Source organism: Xanthocytophaga agilis (assembly GCF_030068605.1).
GTDB lineage: Bacteria > Bacteroidota > Bacteroidia > Cytophagales > 172606-1 > Xanthocytophaga > Xanthocytophaga agilis.
The window spans coordinates 1,095,708-1,120,065 of the sequence record NZ_JASJOU010000001.1 but is presented as its reverse complement, the minus strand read 5'-3'; the positions used below and the strand labels follow the sequence as shown (position 1 = coordinate 1,120,065).

At 40.7% G+C, this 24,358-nt stretch carries 16 protein-coding genes; 13 read left to right on the top strand and 3 right to left on the bottom strand.

The features are described 5' to 3' along the window. Positions 1-232: 232 nt before the first annotated feature. Positions 233-604: a winged helix-turn-helix transcriptional regulator gene (locus QNI22_RS04635; protein WP_314509459.1), complete on the bottom strand. Its 372-nt coding sequence runs from the start codon at positions 602-604 to the stop codon at positions 233-235. A gap of 187 nt (positions 605-791) precedes the next feature. Here QNI22_RS04635 and QNI22_RS04630 point away from each other — a divergent pair, with 187 nt between their 5' ends. The 4 genes from QNI22_RS04630 to QNI22_RS04615 all read left to right on the top strand — a co-directional run bounded on the left by QNI22_RS04630 (position 792) and on the right by QNI22_RS04615 (position 5,464). Further along, complete coding sequence (locus QNI22_RS04630; protein ID WP_314509458.1) at positions 792-2,090, top strand: PQQ-dependent sugar dehydrogenase; 1,299 nt, start codon at positions 792-794, stop codon at positions 2,088-2,090. Beyond that, positions 2,090-2,512 carry a c-type cytochrome gene (locus tag QNI22_RS04625; protein ID WP_314509457.1) on the top strand — a complete coding sequence of 141 codons (423 nt, stop codon included), beginning with the start codon at positions 2,090-2,092 and terminating at the stop codon, positions 2,510-2,512. Before QNI22_RS04630 ends, QNI22_RS04625 begins: the two co-directional genes overlap by 1 nt. A 112-nt stretch (positions 2,513-2,624) precedes the next feature. After that, positions 2,625-3,620, top strand: coding sequence for an aldo/keto reductase (locus tag QNI22_RS04620; RefSeq protein WP_314509456.1), 996 nt, complete (start codon positions 2,625-2,627; stop codon positions 3,618-3,620). A gap of 242 nt (positions 3,621-3,862) precedes the next feature. After that, on the top strand, positions 3,863-5,464 hold the full coding sequence (locus tag QNI22_RS04615) for a Na+/H+ antiporter (RefSeq protein WP_314509455.1): 1,602 nt from the start codon (positions 3,863-3,865) through the stop codon (positions 5,462-5,464). Positions 5,465-5,579: 115 nt separating this feature from the next. Here QNI22_RS04615 and QNI22_RS04610 read toward each other — a convergent pair whose 3' ends face one another. After that, the gene (locus tag QNI22_RS04610; RefSeq protein WP_314509454.1) at positions 5,580-7,694 is read right to left on the bottom strand and encodes a fibronectin type III domain-containing protein; all 2,115 of its coding nucleotides are present in this window, start codon (positions 7,692-7,694) and stop codon (positions 5,580-5,582) included. Positions 7,695-8,002: 308 nt separating this feature from the next. Here QNI22_RS04610 and QNI22_RS04605 point away from each other — a divergent pair, with 308 nt between their 5' ends. The 9 genes from QNI22_RS04605 to QNI22_RS04565 all read left to right on the top strand — a co-directional run bounded on the left by QNI22_RS04605 (position 8,003) and on the right by QNI22_RS04565 (position 23,367). Beyond that, on the top strand, positions 8,003-11,992 hold the full coding sequence (locus tag QNI22_RS04605; RefSeq protein WP_314509453.1) for a T9SS type A sorting domain-containing protein: 3,990 nt from the start codon (positions 8,003-8,005) through the stop codon (positions 11,990-11,992). 40 nt (positions 11,993-12,032) lie between these two features. After that, positions 12,033-13,781, top strand: coding sequence for a hypothetical protein (locus tag QNI22_RS04600; protein ID WP_314509452.1), 1,749 nt, complete (start codon positions 12,033-12,035; stop codon positions 13,779-13,781). A 14-nt stretch (positions 13,782-13,795) separates the two neighbouring features. Next, on the top strand, positions 13,796-16,126 hold the full coding sequence (locus QNI22_RS04595; RefSeq protein ID WP_314509451.1) for a fibronectin type III domain-containing protein: 2,331 nt from the start codon (positions 13,796-13,798) through the stop codon (positions 16,124-16,126). Between the two features lie 30 nt (positions 16,127-16,156). After that, a complete protein-coding gene (locus tag QNI22_RS04590; RefSeq protein ID WP_314509450.1) occupies positions 16,157-20,449 on the top strand; it encodes an AHH domain-containing protein in 4,293 nt (1,430 codons plus the stop codon). Positions 20,450-20,458: 9 nt separating this feature from the next. After that, positions 20,459-21,178, top strand: a complete 720-nt coding sequence (locus QNI22_RS04585) for a hypothetical protein (RefSeq protein ID WP_314509449.1) — start codon at positions 20,459-20,461, stop codon at positions 21,176-21,178. Between the two features lie 154 nt (positions 21,179-21,332). Next, the gene (locus QNI22_RS04580; RefSeq protein ID WP_314509448.1) at positions 21,333-21,596 is read left to right on the top strand and encodes a hypothetical protein; all 264 of its coding nucleotides are present in this window, start codon (positions 21,333-21,335) and stop codon (positions 21,594-21,596) included. Positions 21,597-21,791: 195 nt separating this feature from the next. After that, the gene (locus QNI22_RS04575) at positions 21,792-22,307 is read left to right on the top strand and encodes a hypothetical protein (RefSeq protein WP_314509447.1); all 516 of its coding nucleotides are present in this window, start codon (positions 21,792-21,794) and stop codon (positions 22,305-22,307) included. A gap of 99 nt (positions 22,308-22,406) precedes the next feature. Then, positions 22,407-23,108 (top strand): hypothetical protein, encoded by a 702-nt coding sequence (locus tag QNI22_RS04570; RefSeq protein ID WP_314509446.1) that lies wholly within the window; start codon positions 22,407-22,409, stop codon positions 23,106-23,108. Between the two features lie 124 nt (positions 23,109-23,232). Further along, positions 23,233-23,367, top strand: a complete 135-nt coding sequence (locus QNI22_RS04565) for a hypothetical protein (RefSeq protein WP_314509445.1) — start codon at positions 23,233-23,235, stop codon at positions 23,365-23,367. Between the two features lie 102 nt (positions 23,368-23,469). On the opposite strand, the gene QNI22_RS04560 is transcribed toward QNI22_RS04565, so the two are convergent. Beyond that, the gene (locus tag QNI22_RS04560; RefSeq protein WP_314509444.1) at positions 23,470-24,306 is read right to left on the bottom strand and encodes a hypothetical protein; all 837 of its coding nucleotides are present in this window, start codon (positions 24,304-24,306) and stop codon (positions 23,470-23,472) included. Positions 24,307-24,358 lie beyond the last annotated feature (52 nt).

The window sequence follows — 24,358 nt, the reverse complement described above, 5'->3', positions numbered from 1 at the left end:
GGTACTCTTTACTAACTCTATTCCTGCAAATAAAGTACATTATTAACTAAGAATCGTTAAATTTTTTCTTAATCTTTTATAAAAAATAATTAAAACCGATGGCTAAGGCAAAAGACTAGAATATACTTACAATCAATCTGTTTGAAAATCAGGGAACAACAAATCTATTGTATATATTTCGGATGAAATAGAAAATAACAGAGAATATAGTATAGTAGGGATAAAGCATCGATTAAGAATCCTGAGAAACAGAAGCAAACGATATTGTTTCGGCAAATCCACATAATCCATCCAGCAAGTTGCTTAATTCATATCCTCGTTCGGTAAGTGCATATTCCACTTTGGGAGGGGTTTCCTGTACACTTTTTCGTGTAATAAGTGCATAGTCTTCCAGCAACCTGAGTCGGTCGGCGAGAATGTGATCACTGATATGTTGCAGATCTTCTTTTAAGCTTGAAAAACGGTTGTTACCTTCTTCTATACTAAAAAGAACTTCTGTAAGCCATCTTTTACTTAATAAATGAATCAGCTCATTAAGGGCACACTTATTTTCCAGAAAAGCCTGATTCATGAAGTTGGTTGAAGTAGTTTTTCGTATTGCCATGACTAATTTTTTTATGAGTTATACTTAATGGTATGAGTTGTTGCTTGAGAGGAACAGATGTTTTTATTTTAAGGTTTCAAGAGAAACAGAGACTAAGATACACATTTTTGATTTGATGGCGGAAATATGGTCTTATTCTGTTTCATTTTTTAGTTTATACCCTTACATACATTTTATCAACAGATTTATGAAAAAAACAATGTTCCGTGCCTGTGCATTGGTATTGGCCGTATCAGTTTTTTCAGGTTTCCGTGATAACGGAAAGAACGATGGGTTGCCTGGAAAAGAGAAACTGGTGATGCAGAAAGAAACCGGATTGAAGATTCCGGCAGGCTTTGACGCTACAATTGTTGCTGAAAACCTGGGAACTGCCCGACATCTGGTGGTTACACCAAAAGGGAAAGTTTATGTGAAGCTTGCCAAGCTGAAAGATGGAAAAGGAATCGCCATGTTAGAAGATACTAATGGAGATGGCAAAGTAGACCAGCAAAAGTTCTTTGGTGATTTTGTAGGTACTGGAATTGCAATAAAAGGTAACTATCTCTATGCTTCTTCCAATGAGGAAGTATTCCGGTATACACTAAATGCCAATGGTGAAGTTACTAATCCCGATAAACCAGAAAAGATAGTAACAGGATTGATCAATCGTCATCAGCATGAATCCAAATCGATTGTATTGGATAACAATGGCAATCTGTATGTAAATATCGGGGCCTATTCCAATGCTTGTCAGGAAAAAGACCGTACAAAAGGATCGAAAGGGATGACTCCTTGTCCTATTCTGGATTCGGCTGGTGGAATCTGGCAATTTAAGGCATCTGTATTAAATCAGACATATGGAAATGGGGTACGTTATGCAACAGGTCTTCGCAATGTAGTAGGATTGGACTGGAATACTGCCAGTAATGAGCTTTTTGTGATGCAGCACGGACGGGACCAACTGTTTCAGTTGTATCCGGATATGTATGATGCAAAGAAAAGTGCTGAATTACCTGCGGAAACGATGTATGCGGTAAAAAAAGGCGATGATTGCGGATGGCCGTATGTGTATTATGATCAGTTTCAGAAGAAAAAAATTCTGGCACCTGAATATGGTGGGGATGGTAAAAAAGTAGGTGGCGAAAAAGCCTTGGACCCGGTAGTGGCATTTCCTGGCCATATGGCCCCTAATGGATTGCTTTTTTATACAGGTACTATGTTTCCTGCTAAATACAAAAATGGAGCATTTATCGCATTTCATGGTTCCTGGAACAGAGCTCCTGAAAAACAGAAAGGTTACTTTGTGGCTTTTGTGCCGTTTAAAAATGGAAAACCAAGTGGAGAATGGGAAATATTTGCTGACAGCTTTGCTGGAACAGAAGACCTGCAATCTCCCGGACAGGCTCAGCATCGTCCTTGTGGACTGGCTCAGGGCCCGGATGGCGCATTGTATGTATCTGACGATGTAAAAGGAACTATTTATAAAATTACTTACAAAGGCAAATAATGAAAAGTGTGAGAAAGAGTATACTCGCTGGTATTGTGGGATTGGCATCTGTGTGTGTGATGGCACAACAAAAAACACCTGCGGCAACTGAATCGCCTGTGGCAGCAGGAAAAAGAATCTACGAACAGCAATGTCTGACCTGTCATCAGGTGGATGGGAGTGGGGTTCCTCATCTGAACCCGCCTTTGATTAAAACATCTTTTGTTCTTGGGCCAAAGGAAAAACTTGTAACCATTCTTTTGAATGGATTGAGTGGTGTAGAGGTCGATGGTGATTATTACGCCAATCCTATGCCATCCTTTGAGTTTCTGACAGATCAGGAAATCGCTGATGTACTGACCTACATCCGGAGTGATTTCACCAATAATGCAGATGCTGTTCCGGCTGCTCTGGTGAAAAGCCAGCGTGCAGCTAAAAAGTAAGTGTTTGATTTTAAGTTTTCTTCCTACTATTAATGCCAGATCTCAGGCATATAAAGAGGTCTGGCATTGCTTTTTTGACAAACCCTATCATTACCATTAATTCATATCAATCATGGAATACAGAAAGTTAGGAAATTCAGATCTGGAATTATCAGTTATTACATTTGGCGCGTGGGCTGCGGGTGGATGGATGTGGGGAGGAACTGAACGGAAAGATGCCGTGAAAGCAATTATTGAATCCTATCATCAGGGAGTAACCTCTATTGATACAGCCCCAATTTACGGACAGGGAACCAGTGAGGAAATCGTAGGGGAGGCTATTAAAGATATTCGCAGAGATAAAGTGCAGATTGTGACCAAATATGGCATGCGCTGGGATCTGGCAAAAGGTGATTTTGGTTTTTCCAGCAAGAATAATCAGGGACAACCTATCGATATCTATAAATATGCCGGACGTGAAAGTATTATCAAAGAATGTGAAGATAGCCTGCGTCGTTTGGGAACAGACTATATAGACCTGTACCAGATTCACTGGCCTGATTCTACTACACCGATCCAGGAGACAATGGAAACTGTGGCTCAACTGATTAAGGAAGGAAAAGTACGATACGCAGGGGTGTGTAACTACAATGCAGCCCAGATGCAGGAAGCAGAAAAATACATCTCCCTTGTTTCTAATCAGGTTCCATACAGCATGGTAAAGCGGGATATTGAGAAAGAACTGATTCCTTATTGTCTGGAACACACCAAATCTATTCTGGCGTATAGTCCATTGGAGAGAGGATTATTGACCGGAAAAATGAAACCTGGGTATACCTTTGAAGCAGGAGATCACAGAGCAGGATTGTATTTCTTTACCGATGAGAATATCAAACGTACCAATGATGCTCTGGATAAAATGCGACCTATTGCAGAAGATAAAGGTATAACATTGAGTCAACTGGTATTACGCTGGACACTACAACAGCCAGGTATCACCATTGCATTGGCAGGAGCACGTAATGCTGAACAGGCTGTTCAGAATGCAAAAGCCGGCTCAGTTGAGCTTACTGCTGAAGAAGTGGCATTGATTTCATCTTATGTAGCTGAGATTAAACTGGTAAAATAAGATATCTTTATTTTTAGTCTGAAACACCAGTCTTTCTATCATTTTCTATGAGGAAGGACTGGTGTTTGGCTTTATGGAAAAGCCACATTTCTACCCGAATTTGTTTATCCGCAAAGCCTGATAATTCGGGAATCAGATATATTTCTGTATACTTGTACTTCAATCACTTTTCAGATTTGCATTCTATCACCCATTCCAGAACAGGATAGGGTCGAAATCATTTTGTCTATTTCTATTCATCTATGGAGAATCTTGAGATTATTGTACTTCTTTTATTTGGTGTGACCATTCTGGCTTTATTGAGTTATCGGTACAATTTTCCCTTTCCTATTGTATTGGTATTGGCAGGGCTTACAATCAGTTTTATTCCAGGATTACCATTGGTTACCTTAAAACCGGAAATTGTCTTTCTGATATTTTTGCCTCCTTTGCTATATGGCGCTGCCTGGAATACCAGTTGGCATGACTTCAAAGCTAATATACGTTCTATCTCACTGGCTGCTATTGGACTTGTATTTTTTACTACTGGATTAGTTGGAGTGGTAGCACACTATGTAATACCAGACCTTAGCTGGGCACACGCCTTTTTACTGGGAGCTATTGTGTCACCTCCGGATGCGCTGGCTGCTACTTCTGTAACCAAAGGCTTGGGATTAAATCCCCGTATCATTGCCATTCTGGAAGGAGAAAGCCTTGTCAACGATGCCAGTGGTCTGATTGCTTATAAGTATGCACTTGCAGCTATTATATCCGGAACATTTGGAGTATTAGATGCAGGATTACAGTTTGTCTGGGTAATTGTGGCAGGCATAGGGATTGGCTTGCTGATTGGGTATATTATGTTTCAGGTGCATCATCGCTTTGTATGTGACTCTATCATAGAGACTACACTTACCTTTCTGACCCCATTTGCATCCTATCTGATTGCCGAACATTTTCATGTATCAGGAGTATTAGCTGTTGTAACTACAGGTTTGTATTTGTCATTTCAGTCTGGCGAGATATTTTCTACTCAATCCCGGATTCAGACGTATGCTGTTTGGGATGTAGTTGTCTTTATTCTGAATGGCCTGATATTTATTTTGTTGGGTCTTCAGTTGAAATATGTTATCAGTGGCATAGAGGATGGGTCTCTGATACAATTGATTATATATGGACTCATAGTGAGTTTGGTGGTAGTCATTGTTCGTTTTATCTGGGTAGTACCCGCAGCTACATTGCCCAGAATATTAAGTAAGCGTATTCGGACAACTGAAACATTTGACAGACGAAATCTGGTAATCTTCGGATGGGCAGGTATGCGGGGAGTAGTTTCTATGGCTGCTGCCCTGTCGATCCCCTTACTGACTGATAGCGGGGAGGCATTCCCTAACAGAAACCTGATTATCTTCCTGACGTTTAGTGTGATCATTTTTACCTTACTGGTACAGGGACTTACATTGCCCTGGGTAATCCGGCGACTGAAACTGCCCAAACACTCTATTGTGGAAGAGGAATACCAGGTGCGTATGAAAATGATTGCTGCGTCTATCACTCATATCGAGGAAAATTTATCTCTGACAGAAGACGACTTGCTTACCAAGATCAAAAACAAGTATGAGATTAAATACAATCGTCTGCAACATACCGAACTTCCGGAAGGTTTTTTAGAGAAACATGGCAATCCGGTAGAGGAGATCTTCAACCGGTTTACAGGCATTGAGTTGGAGTTGTTAACTATTGAAAGGGATGTGATTAAAATGCTGCATCGGCAGGGAGGTGCAAGCGAAGAGGTTCTACGCAAAATAGAGCATGAATTGGATCTGGAAGAGAGCCGTTTACAGATGGATTTGTATAAGAGTTAATAGAATGAGTTTTCCATCTTTATCTATATGTGGGGAACAGGTCATTGGTGAATAACGCCAGCGACGGGAGAAATCAAAAGCCCTTGCAGTTATCTTTCTGCAAGGGCTTTTGATTTTAGTAGACAACTTTTACCGGATCACTGAGTTGTGACTGGATTCCTTTCTGGAAGAAAAGTTTGATCTTATATTGGTATTGGGTGTTGACTGTCAAAAGGGTATCCTCAAAAAGCTCCGGATTGCCCTGTAGAGTCTGATAGATCTGGAAGGGTGCGCCTTCTGTGGAACGATAAATGATGCATTTGGTAATAGCATAGTTCGTTGCCGGATATTTCCAGGCCAGCTGAATTCTCTTTTTCGTTCGATCTGCTACTCCTTTTATATTGGCTGGCGCTGGACGGACGCCTGTCTCATACCAGATTTCCGGAGAAATAGCCATTGCCGTATTGCCTGCACTATCCGAAGCCTGGATCACATAGCGGTATGTTTGCCCGAGAAGCAGTCCTTTGTCTGCATAGAATATATGACCTGGTACTACCAGACGTTTCTGGCTTTTCCAGTAGGTAGTATGTTTTTGATTGATTACTGTATCTGTTTTCAGCTGGCAGAAAAGTTCATGTGTGACTACATCGTCACTGATACTGGGTTGCCATTGAAGCCATACACTATCACTTTTAAGCGATGCCTGGGTAAACACAGGCGGTGCTGGTGGCACTATATCCGGCCTTTTTAAACACAAAGGTTTAGATGCCAGTGATGGGTTGAAGTTTTTGTCGACTGCCACAATATGATAATAGATATTCTGTGTCAGTGTTTGCAGATTGATTGTATCTGTAAACACTGGCTTTTTTAAGATGTATTGTGTGCGTTCAATGAAATCTTCGTGCAGACTATTGGCTCTGAATAAACGGTAGCCTTGCAAATCTGCATCTTTGCTGGCATTCCAGGAAAGCTTTACCACACCCAACGAATCAATAGTTCCTGTGAGTCCGGTTGGAATCTGTGGAGGGATCGTATCTTCCAGCTGTACCAGAAACGGAAAGGATTGGGTTAATTCTTTGCCGTCTTTGCCGATTACTCGCAACCGATAATAGTTGTTATTGGAGGTTGGTTTGTCTGTGTAGCTAGTTTGATTGGGAAGAAGGATTTTTTTATTGACATCCACATAACTTCCTTCAGGTTTACTGGAGCGACTCAAAAAAAAGCCCTGAATCTGGTTTTGTTTTTCTGCTGGAAAAGACCAGGTGATGGTAACAGATTGGTTTTGGGTGATTTTTGCGTTTTCAATAATTGCCATTCCTGCCAGATCTTCTTTGCCTTTGCCACTTACTACTTCAGATGTGGGCCCTATTTCGCCAAAAGGGGTAATCCCTTTGATGCGATAGTAGAATGTTTGCTGGTTATCTGACAGAGAGTCAACGAAAAATGCTTCTTCCGGATTGGCAGATTCACTGGTAGAAACATATGGCAGGTCGGTAACAGATTTGAAGGTCTTGCCATCTGTAGATTTTTCAATGAAGTAAGCTGTATAAATACCCTGATGCAGAAATACAGGCCAGCTTAGGGTAACAGATTTGTCTTTGAACTCAGTACGCACCTGTATCGGAATAGGTAATTTGGGTGGTTCTTCCGGATTGACAATAATAACTCCAGGTTCTACTGTCAGATTAGGCGGTTGTTGAGCTAAACGGATGCGATATACATACCGGGTACCAGGCAAAACCTTCTGATCTACCCACATAAGGCCTGCTGCAATCGCGACCTGAGGTGACAGATCACAGATAAACAGTGCCATACCAAATCTGTTCTCTATTTCACGGCTCTTTTTCAGAATGGCAGACGGGCTGGTTGGGTCGACACTGGAAAACTGGTCACCATACAACAATTCGTGTACTGCTTCCGCTTTCTCTTCCTTTTGAATCAGTTGTTCCCATTGCTCTCTAGGTAAAGGTTTTATTGGGGTAGTTGTCAGCATTTTACCTTTGCCAGCCAGCTGTTCTTCTACCTTTCCTTTCACAGATAGGGTAAAGCGTTCAATGGTATAGCCATACTTATTCCCCAGTTGCCACACAATAGGATCTGTAGGTGCCCATCGCAAGGTTACCTGTGATTTCTGCGGATTGGCTAAGACTTTGATTCCATATGAGGTAGACTGGGCACTGCCTTTTTGGGAAAACCACAAAAGGAAGCTAACAAACAAAATACAATGATAGATAGGGTAACACTTTTGCATGCCTTGTTCTTACAGTAATATCTTTCAAATATAGACGGATTTAGTGATTACGGTAAAAATAGGGTCTGTATAAAGGTAACCTGGATGTAATAAATTAGAATAGAAGTATAGAGTTCTCTTAATCAGTGTAATATGATTTGGTTTTGAGGCTTGCCAATTAGTTTTTTTTCAGGAGTGAGGTCACAGAAAAGGGGCATAAAATATAGGAAACCCAATTATTACATATGTAGGTAAACGTCGATTTGTATAAAAAATAAGAAGTAGTATGTTGGTAAATAGCAAAATAAATTGCTTTTAACTGTGATACTATGAGCAGGTTTTATTCTTGCATTTTGTTGATGTTTTTTGTTAAAATAAGTTGTATTTATTCTCAGGTAACTCCTAAAGCTGGTTATGATTATCCAACATATTCTAAAATAATAGTTACAGGGTTATCCTCTTCTTTACCTGGTCCCAATACACGCTTTAATTTTGAGATGTCTTCAGGTAACACTCTTCCAAATCCGGAATATGGTTTTGGATTAAGTTTCTTTACCTATTATGGCAATGGTCCTGGGAATGTTAGCTTTTCTAATCCATCTGCCAGCCAGAATAGTATTAGTGTAACAAATAAATCTATTTTTTTACGCTATTCTTCTGCATTCACATCATCAGGAGGACAAATTGTACAAAATTGTGTTGTGGTGGTAGGGCAGGTTTCTTTGCCTTCTATCAGTCTAGGTTCTTATTCTTTTATTGGTGGAGCAAATTATTATAACCATAATCTTTCCGGATGTTCTTATGGTTCGTATGCATTTGGTGCAGATGTATCTATTATGCTACAGGTTCCTAAACCTGTAATTTTAAATCAGGATTCAGGAACTAATTATTGCTATGATACACCTATTCGATTAAAGGCAGACATAGATTGGTTGAATTTAAGTGGACTAACCTATCAATGGGAATACAATATTCCTGGCAGAAATAATACCTGGTATACATTTCCTGCAACTAGTCAGATAACCAATGTTCAGTACAAAGATGTACCAGATATATTCAACTGGATGAAAGGGAAGGCTGCCAATCAGGATATTCGGTTTAGAGTAAAGGCCAAAGGCGCAGTAGAAGGAGGTCTTTTTTCTCAGGTGATAGTGTCTTTGCCTTTGTCTCCTTTACCGCCGGAAATTGCCAACCCTGCTACAGATATTAGTGTTTTACCTGCATGTCCAGGTATAGCCAATGGAGGTATTAGCATTCAGAATGTAAGTGGATTCGGTTCTTATCTGTATGTGTTAAGAGATGGATTTGGTAATACCACTACCTGTCATCCAGAAAAAGAAGATTGTCTTCAGGGGCCTTCTGGAACAACATCGGGCAGCAGTTTTACTATTTCCGGTATTGCTGCTGGCAAGTATACTTTGTGGCTGGCCAATCCAGGAAGTACTTATGGCGTATGTAGTCAGACCTATAATGTAGAGATACCCGAAACCCCTGTACTGAGTCTGGGTACAGTAAGTGGGGTGAATGCGAGTTGTTATACTGGCTCAGATGGGAGTATTAATGTTAATTCTACAGGCGGCAGAGTGCCGATTGTCTATAGGATACAGAATGGAAGTGATATTCGTACCCAAAGTGTAAATACGGTAGGTAGTGGAGTTAGTTTCAGTAATTTACCGGTAGGAAGTTATGTAGTGAGTGTGAGTGATGCCTGTAACCAGTCACCTGCTACTCAAACGGTAGTAATCAAACAGCCGGCTCGTATCACGGTTGGTCTGACAAGCATAGCTGCTTTGTGTAATTCGCCAGGTGATGGGAAAGTACAGGCAGGCATCAGTGTGTCTAATGGGACATTTGATATGCCTGTTTCGGGTAGTTATGATTATGAAATACGAAAAGCTGGCGTATTACTAGATAGCAAGTATGGTACTTCTGCCACCAGTTATACATTTACAGGACTAGCTGCAGGGAATGACTATTCTGTTCGTATAAAAGAGAGTACCGCCTCTACTTGGTGTAGTGGAGACGATAAGCCTATTACTATCAATGCACCTGCTGCTATACCCATTCCAACTTTATCAACCCAAAATGTAGATTGCCCAGGAGGGAGTACTGGTAGTATTACCTTAACTGGGATGGGCGGTAATGGACAATACCAGTATACCCTCAAACGGGTTGCAGATGGGGCTGTGGTCGTTCAAAGCAGTAACACAACTCTGACAGGTTTAGTTACCGGTACTTATCAGTTGATAGTTACCCGACTGATTGCGGGTTGTTCGGACAATTATACCTATCCATCCACTATTGTCATTACTCAACCTAATCCTCTGGCAATCACTTCCAGCAAGACAGACATTACCTGTTATGGAATGGGAGATGGAAAGATAACAGCTACTCTAAGTGGAGGAACTGCCCCCTATACCTTATATTATAAGAGAGACACAGATGCCAGCTGGATTTCACTGACAGGATTGACTGTGAATAATCTGGATAAGGGTAACTATCAGTTACGGGTAGTGGATAGCCACAATTGTGAAACAGTTAGTTCACTCATCAGTATTGCAGAGCCTGCCTTACTTCAACTGACCACTGTAAGCCGGAAGGACATTGTTTGTTTGGGAGATAACGGTTTTATAGACATGACCGCCACAGGTGGGACATTACCCTATACCTTTGAGTACTCTCTGAACAATGGCGCCTGGACAGCATTTGATAAAAATACACCTCTTGCTATTGGTAGTTATCAGGTTCGGGTACGTGATGCACGTGGCTGTATAACCGTTCATCCTTCCAGTTTCTCTATTACGGCTCCAGCTTCTGCACTGGATTTTAGTTATACAGTATCTGATTACAATGGATACAATATTTCCTGTTTTGGAGGCAATAACGGTACACTCACCTTTGCAGCTACAGGTGGAAACGGAGCCAGTTACAATGGATATCAGTATGCTATCGATGGAGGAACATACCAGAGTGCAATTTTGATTGAAGGGATTACTGCTGGCACCCATATTTTCTCTGTGAAAGATGGTAGAGGATGTATAGTTACCAAATCCGTTGTATTTACCCAGACCAGCGAGAAACTAAGTGTTCAGTTAGAGAGCAAGCAGAATGTAATCTGTGCAGGCGATGCTACAGGCAGTCTTACAGTAAAGGCAACAGGAGGAGTAGGACCCTATAGTTATAGTCTCAATGGAGGCAGCTATCAGAGTTCCCCTACGTTCTCTTCTCTGGCAGCGGGAAGTTATCAGATCACTGTTCGGGATCAGAATGGCTGTAGTATTAGTCTGAATGAAAGCATCAGTAGTTTATATGCACCGATTGTCGCCAATGTATATACAGAAAACATCCGCTGTAAATCAGGTCAGGACGGATTGATTTCTCTTTCTGTCTCAGGAGGAGTAGCTCCCTACAGCTATCAGTGGAGTGGCATGAGTAGCAACAGTGAAACAGTAAGTGGTCTTTCGGCTGGTACCTATTCTGTAAAAATTGTAGATGCAGTCGGTTGTAGCATCAATCTATCGGCTACTTTGAGTGAGCCTGTCGCATCAGTGAGTCTGTCAGCAAAAACTACACCTGTTTGTTATGGACAAACAACAGGGTTGATTGAGATAAAAGCCAGTGGAGGAACACCACCTTATCTGTATTCAGTAGATAATGGAGTGAGTTATCAGTCAGATCCTTCTTTTTCGACAGTAGGAGTAGGAACCTATCAACTGGTAGTACAAGATAGCCAGGGCTGTAGTGTGAGTGGAACAGCGGTGGTAAACTTGCGTAACGATCAGTCAGTGGTAGATTTTATCGTAGCCAGTAGTCAGCAGGCACTGGATACGTTGTATCTGGAAGATATCAGCTTGCCCAAACCGGATTCTGTACACTGGGATTTTGGTGCAATGGCCGATTGGATTGATACCTCTATGTTTTCTCCATCCATACGATTTGCTTCAGAGGGCAGTTATGCCGTTTCGATGACAGGTTACTTTGGTGGTTGTGCCTATACCATCAGCCGAACACTGGTGATTGCTCCTTATGACCCCAATCAAAATCCGGTCCCGATTCCCGATTACAACATCATCAAAGAATTCAGTGTGAGTCCCAATCCGAATGACGGACAGTTTGTCGTTAGTGCTGAACTGATCAAAAAACAACAGATCATGCTGGCAATTACCGATTTGCTGGGCAATGAAAAATTTCGGAAAAAATGGGATCGTACTTCTCAGCTTTCAGAATCCATTTCCCTAAACGTGCCTTCGGGGTTGTATATAGTCAGAATCATTACTGACAATGACGCCCGTGAAATACGACTCTCTATAAACCACTAAGCCTGGCTGTGAATGATTGACTATTGATTTTCGATTGTAGATGAAACACCTTTATATACCCTTTATTCTATATCTGCTTTTTGTTCCATTTGTCATAAATGCACAGAACCTGGAAGAGATTGGCGTCAAGAAAGGAGCCAAACTTTCGGGTTCTGTGAATTTGAATGCTGTCGGATATGCGGCCAAAAGCATCGAAGCCCGTCGTGATCCGTTTAACTGGTTTTTGTCCGGCAATCTCAATGTGAACTTGTTTGGGTACAATGCGCCGCTTTCGTTTAGTTATAGCAATGCTGGTGGCAATTTCACCCAGCCCTTTAACCAGTTCAGCTTTGCCCCTCAGTACAAATGGGTGAAAACCTATATCGGGTATAGTTCCATGACCTTTTCGCCTTATACCCTGGCAGGCTATACCTTCTTGGGTGGAGGTGTAGAGGTGACTCCCGACAAATGGAAGATTGCTGCCATGTATGGCCGTTTGAAAAAGGCTGTATCCTATAATCTTCAGGATTCTACACAATATACCGAAGCCTCCTACAAACGGATGGGGTATGGATTCAAAGTAGGCTACGACAACAACGGCAACACTGTTACAGTCAGCCTGTTCCAGGCGAAAGATGATATAAACTCCCTGCCTTTTGTATTGCCGGAGAGTCAGATTACCCCTCAGCAGAATATAGCTGTGAGCCTGGGAGGCCACGTGAAAGTTACCTCTGCCTTGTTTATCGAAGGAGAATACGGCTTGTCGGCATTGAACACAGACATTCGTAAAAACAAAGAATCCATAGACACCGTTGCAATTGCCAATCATAACCTGATTCAGGGACTATTGCCTCAGAACTCTACCCAGCGGTATTATGATGCATTTAACGGAAGTGTAGGGTATCAGGGAAGCTGGTATAAGCTGCAGGTTAAGTACGAACGCATTGCACCTGAGTATACCACATTAGGGGCTTATTACTTCAACAACGATATGCGCAATATCACCATTGTGCCAGCCGTGCAGTTATTTCAGAACAAACTTACCCTATCGGCCAATGTCGGTTTGCAGCAAAACAATCTCGACAAAACCCGCAATGCCACCACCAAACGGGTAGTAGGAGCTTTGAATGCCACCTATGCCCCTAACGAGAACTGGAACTTTGCCGGAAACTACTCCAACTTTTCGAGTTACACCAATATGCGGCCTCAGCTAGATCCGTATTATAAGAATACACTTGACACCCTTAACTATTATCAGGTAACTCAGACGTCCAGTGGTACAGCCACCTATTCGTTTGGCGACAAAAACCAGCGTCAGTCCATTATGCTGATGGGGTCCTATCAGCGGGCTAATACCCATGCCGGGTATGCAGAAGGCAATGACCTTTCAGACTTTTATACAGGCAATGTGGCCTACAGCTATTCGCTGGCACCCAAAAGTCTGACACTGGCGACAGCGTTTAACTACTACCTGAGCAATGCCAGCACCGTAAACAGTCTCTACTGGGGACCTACCCTGAGCGTTACCAAAGGTCTGCTGGCTAAAACTTTGCGTAGTTCACTGGCTAGTTCCTTTAACAAAACCACTGCCAATGGTGCTTCTTCCGGACCTGTCTGGAACAACCGGCTAAGCCTAAGTTATAGTCCTAAAAAAGCAGGAGGGGAAAAGCAGGCCGGACGACACAATGCTATGCTGGGTATAAACCGGATGCAGAAGTTTGCCGGAACAGACACCGGAACAAGCAATACCACAGCTTCCAAAAAATATACGGAATGGACCATTAACTCGAGCTATACCTATAGCTTCTGACAGAAGAATATTGCATGAGATATATCAAGCGCATGAAAGCGAATGTAGTACAAACAAAAATAAGGTATCTGTATCTGGTGCTGGTCTGTAGCCTGCTGACTTTTCCGGCAGTAGGCCAGCAGATTCAGCCGTTGCAGCTGACAACCCAGCTGATACCTCCTTATTCGCTTAATCTGGCTGATTATGCCAGTGAGGGCAATGAAAAAATCCGGGTCATTGTATTACAGCGTGATCTGTCCCGGCCTGAATATCAGGTTCGGCTGGTGCTACGGGTAGAGCTCAACGGCAAAACGATTTTGCAGACTGCGCCTTCCTTTCAGCCACCGCCCATCACCCTGGAGCCGGGCACACCAACCATTCTGTCAGGAGCCGACCTGGCAGCTTATGTCGACAGCCGAAACCTGACCTTTATCGGGATGGACCGGAATCAGTATGAGAAAACAAAGACACTGCCGGAAGGAAGTTATACCTTCTGCTTTACAGCTTATGATTACCGCCGTCAGGATGTGGCTGTATCCAATGCTGGCTGTGCCATGTATTTTCTTTCCAAAAATGAACCCCCGCTCATCAATACACCTGCCTGTGGAAGTAGGGTCACTGCCCGCGATCCCCAGCAGATTATCTTTTCGTGGTTGCCCCGCAATACAGCTTCACCCACTTCGGCAGCCAACACTGAGTATGAGTTTTCGCTGTATGAAAACCGTATCAAAGGGCGAAATATAAACAATGTAGTCCAGACTTCAACTCCCATCTTTGCCACCCGAACCGACTTTACCCAACTCGTCTATGGGCTGAGTGAACCCATGCTGATTGATTCAATGGAGTATGTCTGGCGGGTACGGGCTATCGACAAGGAGGGCAAAGATGCCTTTCGCAACAACGGATACAGTGAAGTGTGTTCGTTTTTGTATGGAGGCAACAAAGCCACCTTTACCCTGGGACAGGTACAAAACTTTCGAGTAGAAGCCCAGACCTATCGACGGGCACAGATGAGCTGGACTCAGGATGCAGCTCAGTTTGATTCCTACCGGATCGAATATAAAAAGAAAGGAGACGGCTATGAATGGAACCGCATTGAGGAGAAAGATTCTGCCTATGTAAAAGTATTTGATCTGGCCGCCAATACTGAATACGAAGCCCGTATTCAGGGAAAAAAAGAGGGCTTTATGGGTCCGTACTCAGCCATTACCACTTTTAAAACCCCAGAGAGAGTAGCAGTGCAGTGTGGTGATTCGACCAGTCAGACCGCTCAGCAACTGGGAGAACCGCTGCGTAATCTGCTTGTCAATGAATCAATCACTGCCCGCAGTCTGGACATCACCCTAACGGAAGTGAGACAGGCCAATGGTCAGGATGGATATTACAGTGGAGAGGGCAGGGTAGCGGTTGGGTTTCTGGCAGGAGCCAGCTTTGGGGTAAAGTTTGAGAATGTGTATGTGAATGAAAACCGTGAGGTTACCAGAGGAACGATCTACTTTCTGACTATGCCGATTGAAGAGTGGGTAGATCAGACCCTAGCCAACCAGGCAGCCAGAGATTCGGCCAGAACGCTTTCCAAACAGCAGGAAGAAAACCAGGAAAAGTATGCAGACTACGAGTTTTCCGATAAGATAGCGCTTTATGATAATATTGCCATTGCTGACATTCAGGTAGGATCAGATGGAAAGGTGACCCTGGTAGATGAGAAAGGCAAAGCCTACACGGCTCGTACACAGGAGATACCTCAGCAACTGGATAAACCCCTGATTGTCGAAGACAAGAATGGAGATCAGTGGATAGTGGAAAGTGGCAAAGACCCTGTCAAAGTGCCTGGAGGTGGATTGCCTGAAATTGATGTTACAGGAGTAAGCAATGCCGTTGCCTCTGTTGTATTGAAAGCTTTGAAAGAGTTGAAACAGGAGGCAAGTGCCAAAAAAGACAGTATAACAACCTCTTATGTGTCTTTGAGTGAAAAAGCTATTTCCACACAGGAGGTTCTGACCGATGTAGATACGGCTTCGCTGAGTCAGAAATATTTCTTTGCTGGAGAAAGTCAGAACACTATTTCTACAGATAATACAGAAGATGAATCCATTGTTAACGCTGGAAAGCTGGCAAAGGCTTCTATTGCGTATTTCTATACAAAAGTTATTTATGGTTTTGCGGATAAAGTCTATGATACCCGCAAAAAATGCAAAGAACTGGCCTTGCTGGTAACTGAAAATTCTGAAACACTGGCAGATACATTGAAGAAACTCCAGGACGATGGAACCAGTGAAGAGAAACAAATACAAATTGCCAAACAGCAAATCCAGAAGAATATTAATCAATACATCTATTCCTACTGGAATAGTTTTTCAAAATAGAAATGCCTTCATGCTATTGTATTTATATATATGGTTTTACGCATAAAAGAAATACTGATTTTATTTGTTAGTGTCTGGATAAGTGCTCTGACAAATCCCTGTCTGGCATTTACCCTGCCTGCTGATAGCCTTTATAAAGAGGAACTCAGACAGTTTGAAGACTTTCTCCGACATACACACGAGCAGGAGAAAAAAGGAGTCTATGGAAAAGGACAATACATCTTTAGTGCAGGAAAGTCAGATAGTAAAGTCCCTTTACTTTCTGATAATCCTATTAATACAGGAAAATGGTTTTTCTCAGAACAGGCAGGAAAAGAGGTGGAAGAACAATTGGAGGCCTTTCATAAGAAACAGGATAAGGTAAAGGTATTTGTATGTACCGGAAGATATTACCTGCCTGAGATGTATATGCCTGATGAAGTGGAAGTAGATATGAAGGCACTGGCAGATCTGAACAAACAAAAAGATAATCCTAAACTCATTGAAAAAACATTTCGTTCGTTACAGTTTGCTCACCTGCAACTGCTGGAGCGGGAATATCCGGGTGAAAAAAAAATTGTATTGTTTGGGATTGAACTGATTCGCACGGCTATTACCATAACACCAGATGGCAATGGACCAGCAAAACCTTCTGCCAGTATTTATGGAGAAAGTGAAATCGTGGTGGATCGGGCTTTTAAGAGTGCCTGGCAGGTGAAAAAACCAAAAGTTGATTTGTGGCAGGACTTTAATGGAGACCGTAGTGAGTGGTTACGTTCCAGTGTTGCCGATATTCTGGCTGGGTCGGAGTTGTATTTGTCTGGTTTTGGAGATTACGGTGTGATTGCCAAACAGTGGATTAATTTTTCTGTAAGTACGAAAAGTAGCTTATCCTTTTTGGGAAAGTTAATGGAGCGTTTAGGTAGTGAGAATCCTGCTCAAAATCTGATGAAGAACACCGGAAAGCTTGTCTATGATTTTGCCAAGGTACTCGATAGCGATGAACAGGATCTGAACAAATTGCTGGCAGAGAATACCCAGTTGCCTGTTCGGGTGATCACAACAGATTGGCGTACTTCACAGGTAGACAAGAAGGCCATTGATGATTATATAGCCAGTTTGCCCAATTCGGTATGGGTATTCTGGATAGATTTTACAAAGGAATCAACCATAGAAGCTCGCTATCAGGTACTCAATAATGGGTTACAGGTAGATTATGCCACTAAAAATCAGCTGGGAAAACTGTTGATTAATACTATCTGGGAACGGGACATGGGAAGTTATGCCAAAGATATGTATCGGTTTTATTTTGTACAATCCGTAAATATGTGGGCTGATCTGATTTCTCATGCCAAAATTCCAGAAAAGTATTACAATCCCAAACATGAACAGTACACAGATATTCTGTATGTCGTATTTCAGTTCACCGGTGTATCTGTGGTTACTTTTTCGACACCTTTGGAGAAATTGCTTGTAAGTGCTGGTGTTACAGATATTGATTTTTCGCAATTCAAGTTTGCCGTTGTCTGTGGATTTTATAATGGATTTATCAATCTGCTCGAATCATTGCCCCGAACGGCAGCCAGCTTTGCTGATTTTATCATAGACTGGCCTGAAAAAGAGGAGATCAAAGCCTTTTTTGATGGAATCACCAAGCTGATGGCCAAATGTGTAGGAGATAATAAGGATATTGTACACCTGATCTATATGGCTACAGATCAGCTCAATCCAGTAGCCAGAGGGTTGGTGCAATTAGAGGGATTTGCCCTGATTCAGGGAAAATGTATTGTGGAAGCATTCTGGAAAATGTTTGTAACCTGTGATGGCGTGGATTGCAATGCCTATCAGATAGGTGCCAAGATAGGTTCTTTTGCCTTCGATGTAGTTACGTTTGTGGTGCCCATTCTGGCGGCTACCAAGGGGACTAAAATTGCTGCTTTTCTGAATTTTCTTGATGAGCTGGATGTGTTTAGTCAGCTACTGAGAGCATCCGGATTAGCTTTACGGGTGGCTTCATCGGGCATACGTGGTGCCTATGTATTTGGCAAAGGTTTTATGCGTATCAGCTGGAGTGATGCCAAAAAATACTTTCAGCTCTTAAATAGTGAGGGGCAGGTACTGCATGAGTTGAGTAGCCTGCGCCATAGTGTGGTGACTGACAAAGCAGGCAAGTCGTATACTGTCATTGAAAACGTTCCGACAGATGACAATTCCACTCGTCCTACCCGTATACAGACCCTGCTAACCGATGCTGATGGTACTGTGCAGACCGATGCAGACGGATATGGCATTGCCAGACTGGACAATGGCAATGAAGCACTGGTAGACATTTCCGGAAAAAGTCTTCGTCTGGTCACCAATCTGTCCAGTGTATTTGGCTTGCTGAAGGATACCTACAGCAACAGCAAAAAGTGGCTGCAGGGTCTGGGCAACAAGTTGCATGTATACTCCTCGGGAGCCGATTATACGCTTTCATATGTAGATAATACCCATATAGAAAAAGATTTTGCTACCATTACCTCAAAGGGAGATCTGGTAGCCAAACGAATGAATGATAATCCCACCGAGACAGTGGAGGTGATAGCCGATGGCAGAATCCTGCCCCCTAATTCACAGGAACCTATTGATGGTTTTGGTCTTACCCGAGATAGAAATGGGAATCTGGGTTGTAGTGGCGGATTTTGTTTTGTAGCTTCGACGCCCGTATGGGTAAGTGAAAGTGGTCAAACGCGTCCAATAGGGGATTTGCAGGTAGGGGAAACGGTAGTAGCTCAACGTGTATGTAGTGGCGAAACTGCTCTGCAAAAAATAGTCTCTATCAGTCGCAATCAGGTAAGCCGTCTGGTCCGTATTTTGGCTGGCAAAGATACTATCTGGAGCACAGTGACTCATCCGTTTGTGGGTGCGGATGGAAAAACAATTTCAGCAGGGAATCTTCGCAAGGGTATGTGGCTCAGAAAGGCAGTTGCTTCTGTGATGCTCGCTTCCAGTGCCGTATTTGTGCCAGAAGCCCAGGCAGTTGCAGTAGATAGTGTGGCTATTGTCGATACTTCTGCTACAGTCTATAATCTGAAAGTAGAGCAATTTGATGCCTATCTGGTTGGACAACAGGGAATGGTGGTAAAAACTATCTGTGAACTATTGACCAGTCTAAAAAGTAAGTTTTCCGATGAGCACCTGTTTAACGAATTTGTAAAGGATTTTGAGAATAATGCCGATTTGTTGAACAAGTTTGATAATGGCGATCTGGATGTAAGAGCTTGGGAAGTTCTAAAGAACCGAACATCTTTACGAATTTCTTTTGCGGATTTGGAGATAGTAACTACACTTTTAAAAAAAGTTGATAAGCAAACTCTTTCTAAAATAGCTGATAGTTATAAAGATATTGGAAGTCGGATAAAAATAGGTAACCGGACTGGTTTAGAAATGAAAAAAGTATTTCAGGGTATTAACGATTTCTTAGGTAAATACACAGATGAAAGTGCAAAAGGTTTGTTGGTACTGATGGGTAAAAATACAACAGAATGTGAAGAGTGGATTGCTTTTCGAATTATTGAAAAACTTAATACAGCCAATCTGCCTGCAGATACAAAGTTTAAGTCACCCTTGCTAGATCTAAGTAGTCTTGAAATTGCTGCACCGAAAATACAATTAACTGAGCGATTTACTGATCCTGTTAGTAGTACATATGATTGGTATCTGACGAAAGCAGATGATTTTGTACAAGCAACAAAACGAAATATAAAGAAAGCAGTGAAAGCTGTATGCAGTAAGTGTGGAGATGAATTGGCAAAGGCTGAATATGCTTTACGTACAGCAATGAAAGATAAGATGAATACTATACTGGCTAGAAATATAAGTGAACTGACCGACCCATTTGAAAGAGAACTGAAACAGGTTTATGAAGAATACAAAAAGAGATATCCTAATTTAACAATCAATGATTTCTTAAGTACCCGTTTTGAAGCTCATCATATCATCCCTAAAGAATTACTAGAAAACTCTCCAGAGTTACAGTGGTATTTTAATCATTGTAATAGCAATTGTTTGGATTTTAATGGAATAGAAAATGGCATATGGGTTGAAAAATTTACAAAAGAATTACCCAATGGAGTCCATGCTTCTCATGATACATATAATCAATATATTGCAAAAAAACTACAAGACTCATTTAATGATATATTATCAGGTAGAAATCCGGCGATGCTAACTCAGGACGAAATAGCAGATATAGTAGAAAACTATCATGAGAATCTAAAATCCTTAATAAGTGATGTGAAGAACAACATTAACAAAAAAAGTATCGTGAATGGAATTAAAATAAATGAATTGTACCAACCTTAATATTAGACAATGATTTACTTTAAAGTAGACTCAGACTTTATTGATAATAATCCATTTGAAGTGCAAACAAATGATGTGGAAGTAGATAGAGACTACTATCAAAATTTGTTTTCTTTTGATAATTTTTATGAGCCTAATAACGAATTAATTAGATTAAAATTACCATTCGATAGAGAACTTGATGGTCATGTAAGAGGCCTGCGAGATTTTTATTCATGGGGGTTGGGACGGGCATGGGCATATTGTTTAATTATTTCCCCGCAATTAAAAGGGATATTGGAGAAACAAACATTTCTTCTTCCTCCTCATCGTTTCTATGAAGCATATGTGCGAGATGATGAATGGCAAAAACATTCTTATTATGTCTTTCATTTTATCCAAAATACACTTGAAGATATAGAGTATAATAAATCTGTATTTGGCGTTTTTAAATATGGGCAGAATATTCCAGACGAAATCTTAAAACCAGGAGAGATAATATCAATAGAAGGCTATAAGCTCAGAGATAAGCAAGAACGTAAGGAACGAAAGTCTGGTTTAAAACTGATTAAGGCCTTTTTTAAGCCAGGAATCATATATGATATGTTTGCTTTGCAAGGACAAATAGTTGTGAGTGAGCGCTTAAAGCAAACTATAGAAGATCAGCATATTATAGGGGTAAAATTTACAGATCTTCAAAGTGATGACATTTTGAAAAATATTGAATTAGTGATGAATGATGCTTCTTAAGAAAATATAGTTCTATTCTTGTTTTTGACTTTTATGATTGATACAGAAATGAATAGATTTTATAATTTTTTTGATAGAGATACTACTAAAGAGTCCTACAGGCATAAATAGATAATTATCACTTAATACTGCCCTTGTATTAACAAGGGCTTTTTTGTATCAAACTAGTCATATAGTTGGTGTAGAATTGAAGTATATTGATGGTTTATTAAGTGGAGAACCCTTAGCTCAGCTCATCCGATATGGACAGATCGTTAAGGAGGTAGCAAAAACAAAAATCATTAAAATTGAATACGTTTTTAGTAAACAAAGTATAGCATTAAGTAATAAAAATATTATTAATGATCCATTTGATGGAGATAAGAGGTTTTTTGAGATTTTTTATATTGATACTAATGGTTTGAAAAAGCCTATATAAACATAACTTTATGAAAAAAGATGATATTTATTTGAAGTTTTTAGTTAATGGAAATTCTTTTAGAGGAAAAGATAAATTTTTTCCAATATTGGAAATTTTGTCAATCAATAATTTGCCAAATCCAAAAAAATACAATATACCAATTCCTCTTTAACATGGAAAAGTGCTAATATCAATTCTTTCATAGATCAAGAATTGCTTTCTGTTTTAGACTCAAATAAGAAAAATGAAAAGTATTATCAAATTGTAATTGATAATGATGTAGATGAAAACGCTTGTATAATAATAAATCAGGACTACAATTTATCATCAATCTCTATCTCTATTAAGAGCGATATTTTAATACAAAGAGATATCAACAAAAATAATCTGTTAAGTATTTTTGTCGGTTTACTGCGGCAAATCTCTTCTTGTGACTTTGCGTTATGTAGATTCAATGAAATATACAATGAGATTCTTCTTAATAATTTCGGTTTTGAACTACGCACTAAAAATCTTACCTGTTTAAATTGGCTTCAGTACTTTGGAAAAGAGGAATTAGAACTTCAAGGAGGTATGGAAGCTTTAGAAGCTAATCCTTTACTGAAAACAGAACGCATTCACGATGGATTGTTAATTCAGGTAGGAGAAAGCCCATACGATGCTTTTACTCCACAAGGAGAAGAGTTATTAGTCAAAGCAACTCGTTCACTACCTCCTGTCAAAAAATAATCACAGCTATTGTTATTTTCAAGGCCATTCTTATTTGTAAAGCATGGCCTTGATGTTTTTATAGAGAAGCCTATTAAATGCATCATAGTTGAAATGAACATGAAAAGATTTATTTTACAAACCGGAGGCCGGGATGAAACAATAAATTATATCTATCCTGATTTAAACCCAGAAAATATCCCCAGTCAAAATGCTTTAGATAGAAAGATTATTTACTATCAGCAATTTATGCCAGAGGATACCTCTTTTCATAGTATGATTCCTTTATATGTGGGTGATCATCCACCAGAAGAAATTCATGCTATATGTGATTTGCATGGTTGGATTAAAGATATTCCTGCTGGATTGATGTATCCAGTTTCAAAGCAATTCAAAGAATTACTGGAACAATTTGCTATTCCGAATACAAAGTTTTATGAAGGGAGTGTTCTATGGAATGAAAAGGAGTACCCTTATTTTGTTTGGCATTTATTAACAGAAAAGTACCAGCAAAATATAGATTTTGGAAAATCATCTTTTGGTAATTATAATTTTATACGACATAAATGGATAAGTGATGATGAAATAATAGTAGAGGATTACAATGACCTAATAGAAAAAAAAGACGCTTTGGACTGGAGAGATTGGGGTTTTCGCAGAGCTGTAATGAAACCCGATTTTAGAGACATAGATGCTATTTCTATTCATCGTTATGGAATTGTCATCTCAAAGCGCTTAAAAGAAGCGATAGAATCCGCTCAACTCACCAATGTTTCAATTACCCCTTGTCCGATTGAGTTTGAGATATCTGATCAAATATAATCAGTTCAAATAGGCTAAGTAGATTTTTTGAAAATAAGTATAGGCCTTCGTTAGTAAACGAGGGCTTTTTTTATGCAAGATAGTCTCTATCAGTGGCAATCAGGTAAGCCGTCTGGTTCGTTTTATGGCAGGCAGAGATACTATCTGGAGCACAGTGACTCATCCGTTTGTGGGTGCGGATGGAAAAACAATTCCAGCTGGCAATCTTCGTAAAGGCATCTGGCTCAGAAAGGCAGTTGCTTCTGTTTTCGAAAAGTGATTCTAAGTTAGTTACATTGATAACATGATACTCGCCTGTCAGGTAGTCAACCCGACAGCTCAGTAAAAGTAAGCAGGAAAATAAATAAAAAATACCTATAGTCTATGATGAAGCTGTAAGGCGTAATTGGTTATTATACAGAGTGTTATCTGCTTTGTTTAAAGCCTGGTATGGGGCGGAAAATGCCCTCTGCCTTGTGAGATAATAAATACCTGACAAACTGTTGAAAACATGTTGTGGCCTTGAGTGCATTGCTGCAAAGGTGCTTCGGGCATTTGTTGCTGATGCCTTCTTATAGGTTGGTTTTACTGTAATAGTACTAAATGCGTTATGAGTAATCGGTTGATTTACGGATTGATTAAAATGCTCCTTCTGAGTTAAGACCGTCTCTGGGGCGGATGCAACATCGTCTGTTTGGGTAATAGCCAGTGCCTTTTGCTGTGTTTTTACAATATGCAATGCTATGAACATTTCAAAGTCCATAAACTCATATTTCTCTGCCTGTTCTGATTTCTTCCAGATGTCATAGGCTGCTTTGGCACGGATACGCACCTGATCCCGTTTCAGCTCTTTTAAAATATACTTAGCGGCATTGTCCTTATCTTTTTTTCTGTCAAGCACAGCCAGACGAAGATCGCTGCGTTTGTATTGAATCGTGAGATCCTTCCATACCGATTCAGCCTTTTTAAGTTGCTTGTTGCGTTCTTTGGATGCTGGTTGAGCTTCCAGTTCCGCTTTCTGCTGAGTTGCCTGGGCCAGTAAGTTTGTTAAATGAATATGATTGGCAAGAGATTGCTTTTCATCTTGTGCAATTTTTCGGATGCGTTTGAGCATATGATGCAATTGTTCATTGAGACGCGCCTCTTCAGCCATCAGGCGATAGTATTCTGATCTATATTTACGAATGGTACTGTCAGTGGTATATTTTTTATAAGCCATAGTGGTTGAAAAAGTAGTAAATGCTACATGAATAATGAGGTAAATATACTTC

What these genes read in the sequence shown, in the direction of transcription:
- QNI22_RS04615 (WP_314509455.1), top strand. Translation starts at nt 3,863, where the DNA reads ATGGAGAATCTTGAGATTATTGTACTTCTTTTATTTGGTGTGACCATT.
- QNI22_RS04585 (WP_314509449.1), top strand. Translation starts at nt 20,459, where the DNA reads ATGATTTACTTTAAAGTAGACTCAGACTTTATTGATAATAATCCATTT.
- QNI22_RS04630 (WP_314509458.1), top strand. Translation starts at nt 792, where the DNA reads ATGAAAAAAACAATGTTCCGTGCCTGTGCATTGGTATTGGCCGTATCA.
- QNI22_RS04620 (WP_314509456.1), top strand. Translation starts at nt 2,625, where the DNA reads ATGGAATACAGAAAGTTAGGAAATTCAGATCTGGAATTATCAGTTATT.
- QNI22_RS04635 (WP_314509459.1), bottom strand. Translation starts at nt 604, where the DNA reads ATGGCAATACGAAAAACTACTTCAACCAACTTCATGAATCAGGCTTTT.
- QNI22_RS04625 (WP_314509457.1), top strand. Translation starts at nt 2,090, where the DNA reads ATGAAAAGTGTGAGAAAGAGTATACTCGCTGGTATTGTGGGATTGGCA.
- QNI22_RS04590 (WP_314509450.1), top strand. Translation starts at nt 16,157, where the DNA reads ATGGTTTTACGCATAAAAGAAATACTGATTTTATTTGTTAGTGTCTGG.
- QNI22_RS04560 (WP_314509444.1), bottom strand. Translation starts at nt 24,306, where the DNA reads ATGGCTTATAAAAAATATACCACTGACAGTACCATTCGTAAATATAGA.
- QNI22_RS04570 (WP_314509446.1), top strand. Translation starts at nt 22,407, where the DNA reads ATGAAAAGATTTATTTTACAAACCGGAGGCCGGGATGAAACAATAAAT.
- QNI22_RS04565 (WP_314509445.1), top strand. Translation starts at nt 23,233, where the DNA reads ATGGCAGGCAGAGATACTATCTGGAGCACAGTGACTCATCCGTTTGTG.
- QNI22_RS04595 (WP_314509451.1), top strand. Translation starts at nt 13,796, where the DNA reads ATGAGATATATCAAGCGCATGAAAGCGAATGTAGTACAAACAAAAATA.
- QNI22_RS04600 (WP_314509452.1), top strand. Translation starts at nt 12,033, where the DNA reads ATGAAACACCTTTATATACCCTTTATTCTATATCTGCTTTTTGTTCCA.
- QNI22_RS04610 (WP_314509454.1), bottom strand. Translation starts at nt 7,694, where the DNA reads ATGCAAAAGTGTTACCCTATCTATCATTGTATTTTGTTTGTTAGCTTC.
- QNI22_RS04605 (WP_314509453.1), top strand. Translation starts at nt 8,003, where the DNA reads ATGAGCAGGTTTTATTCTTGCATTTTGTTGATGTTTTTTGTTAAAATA.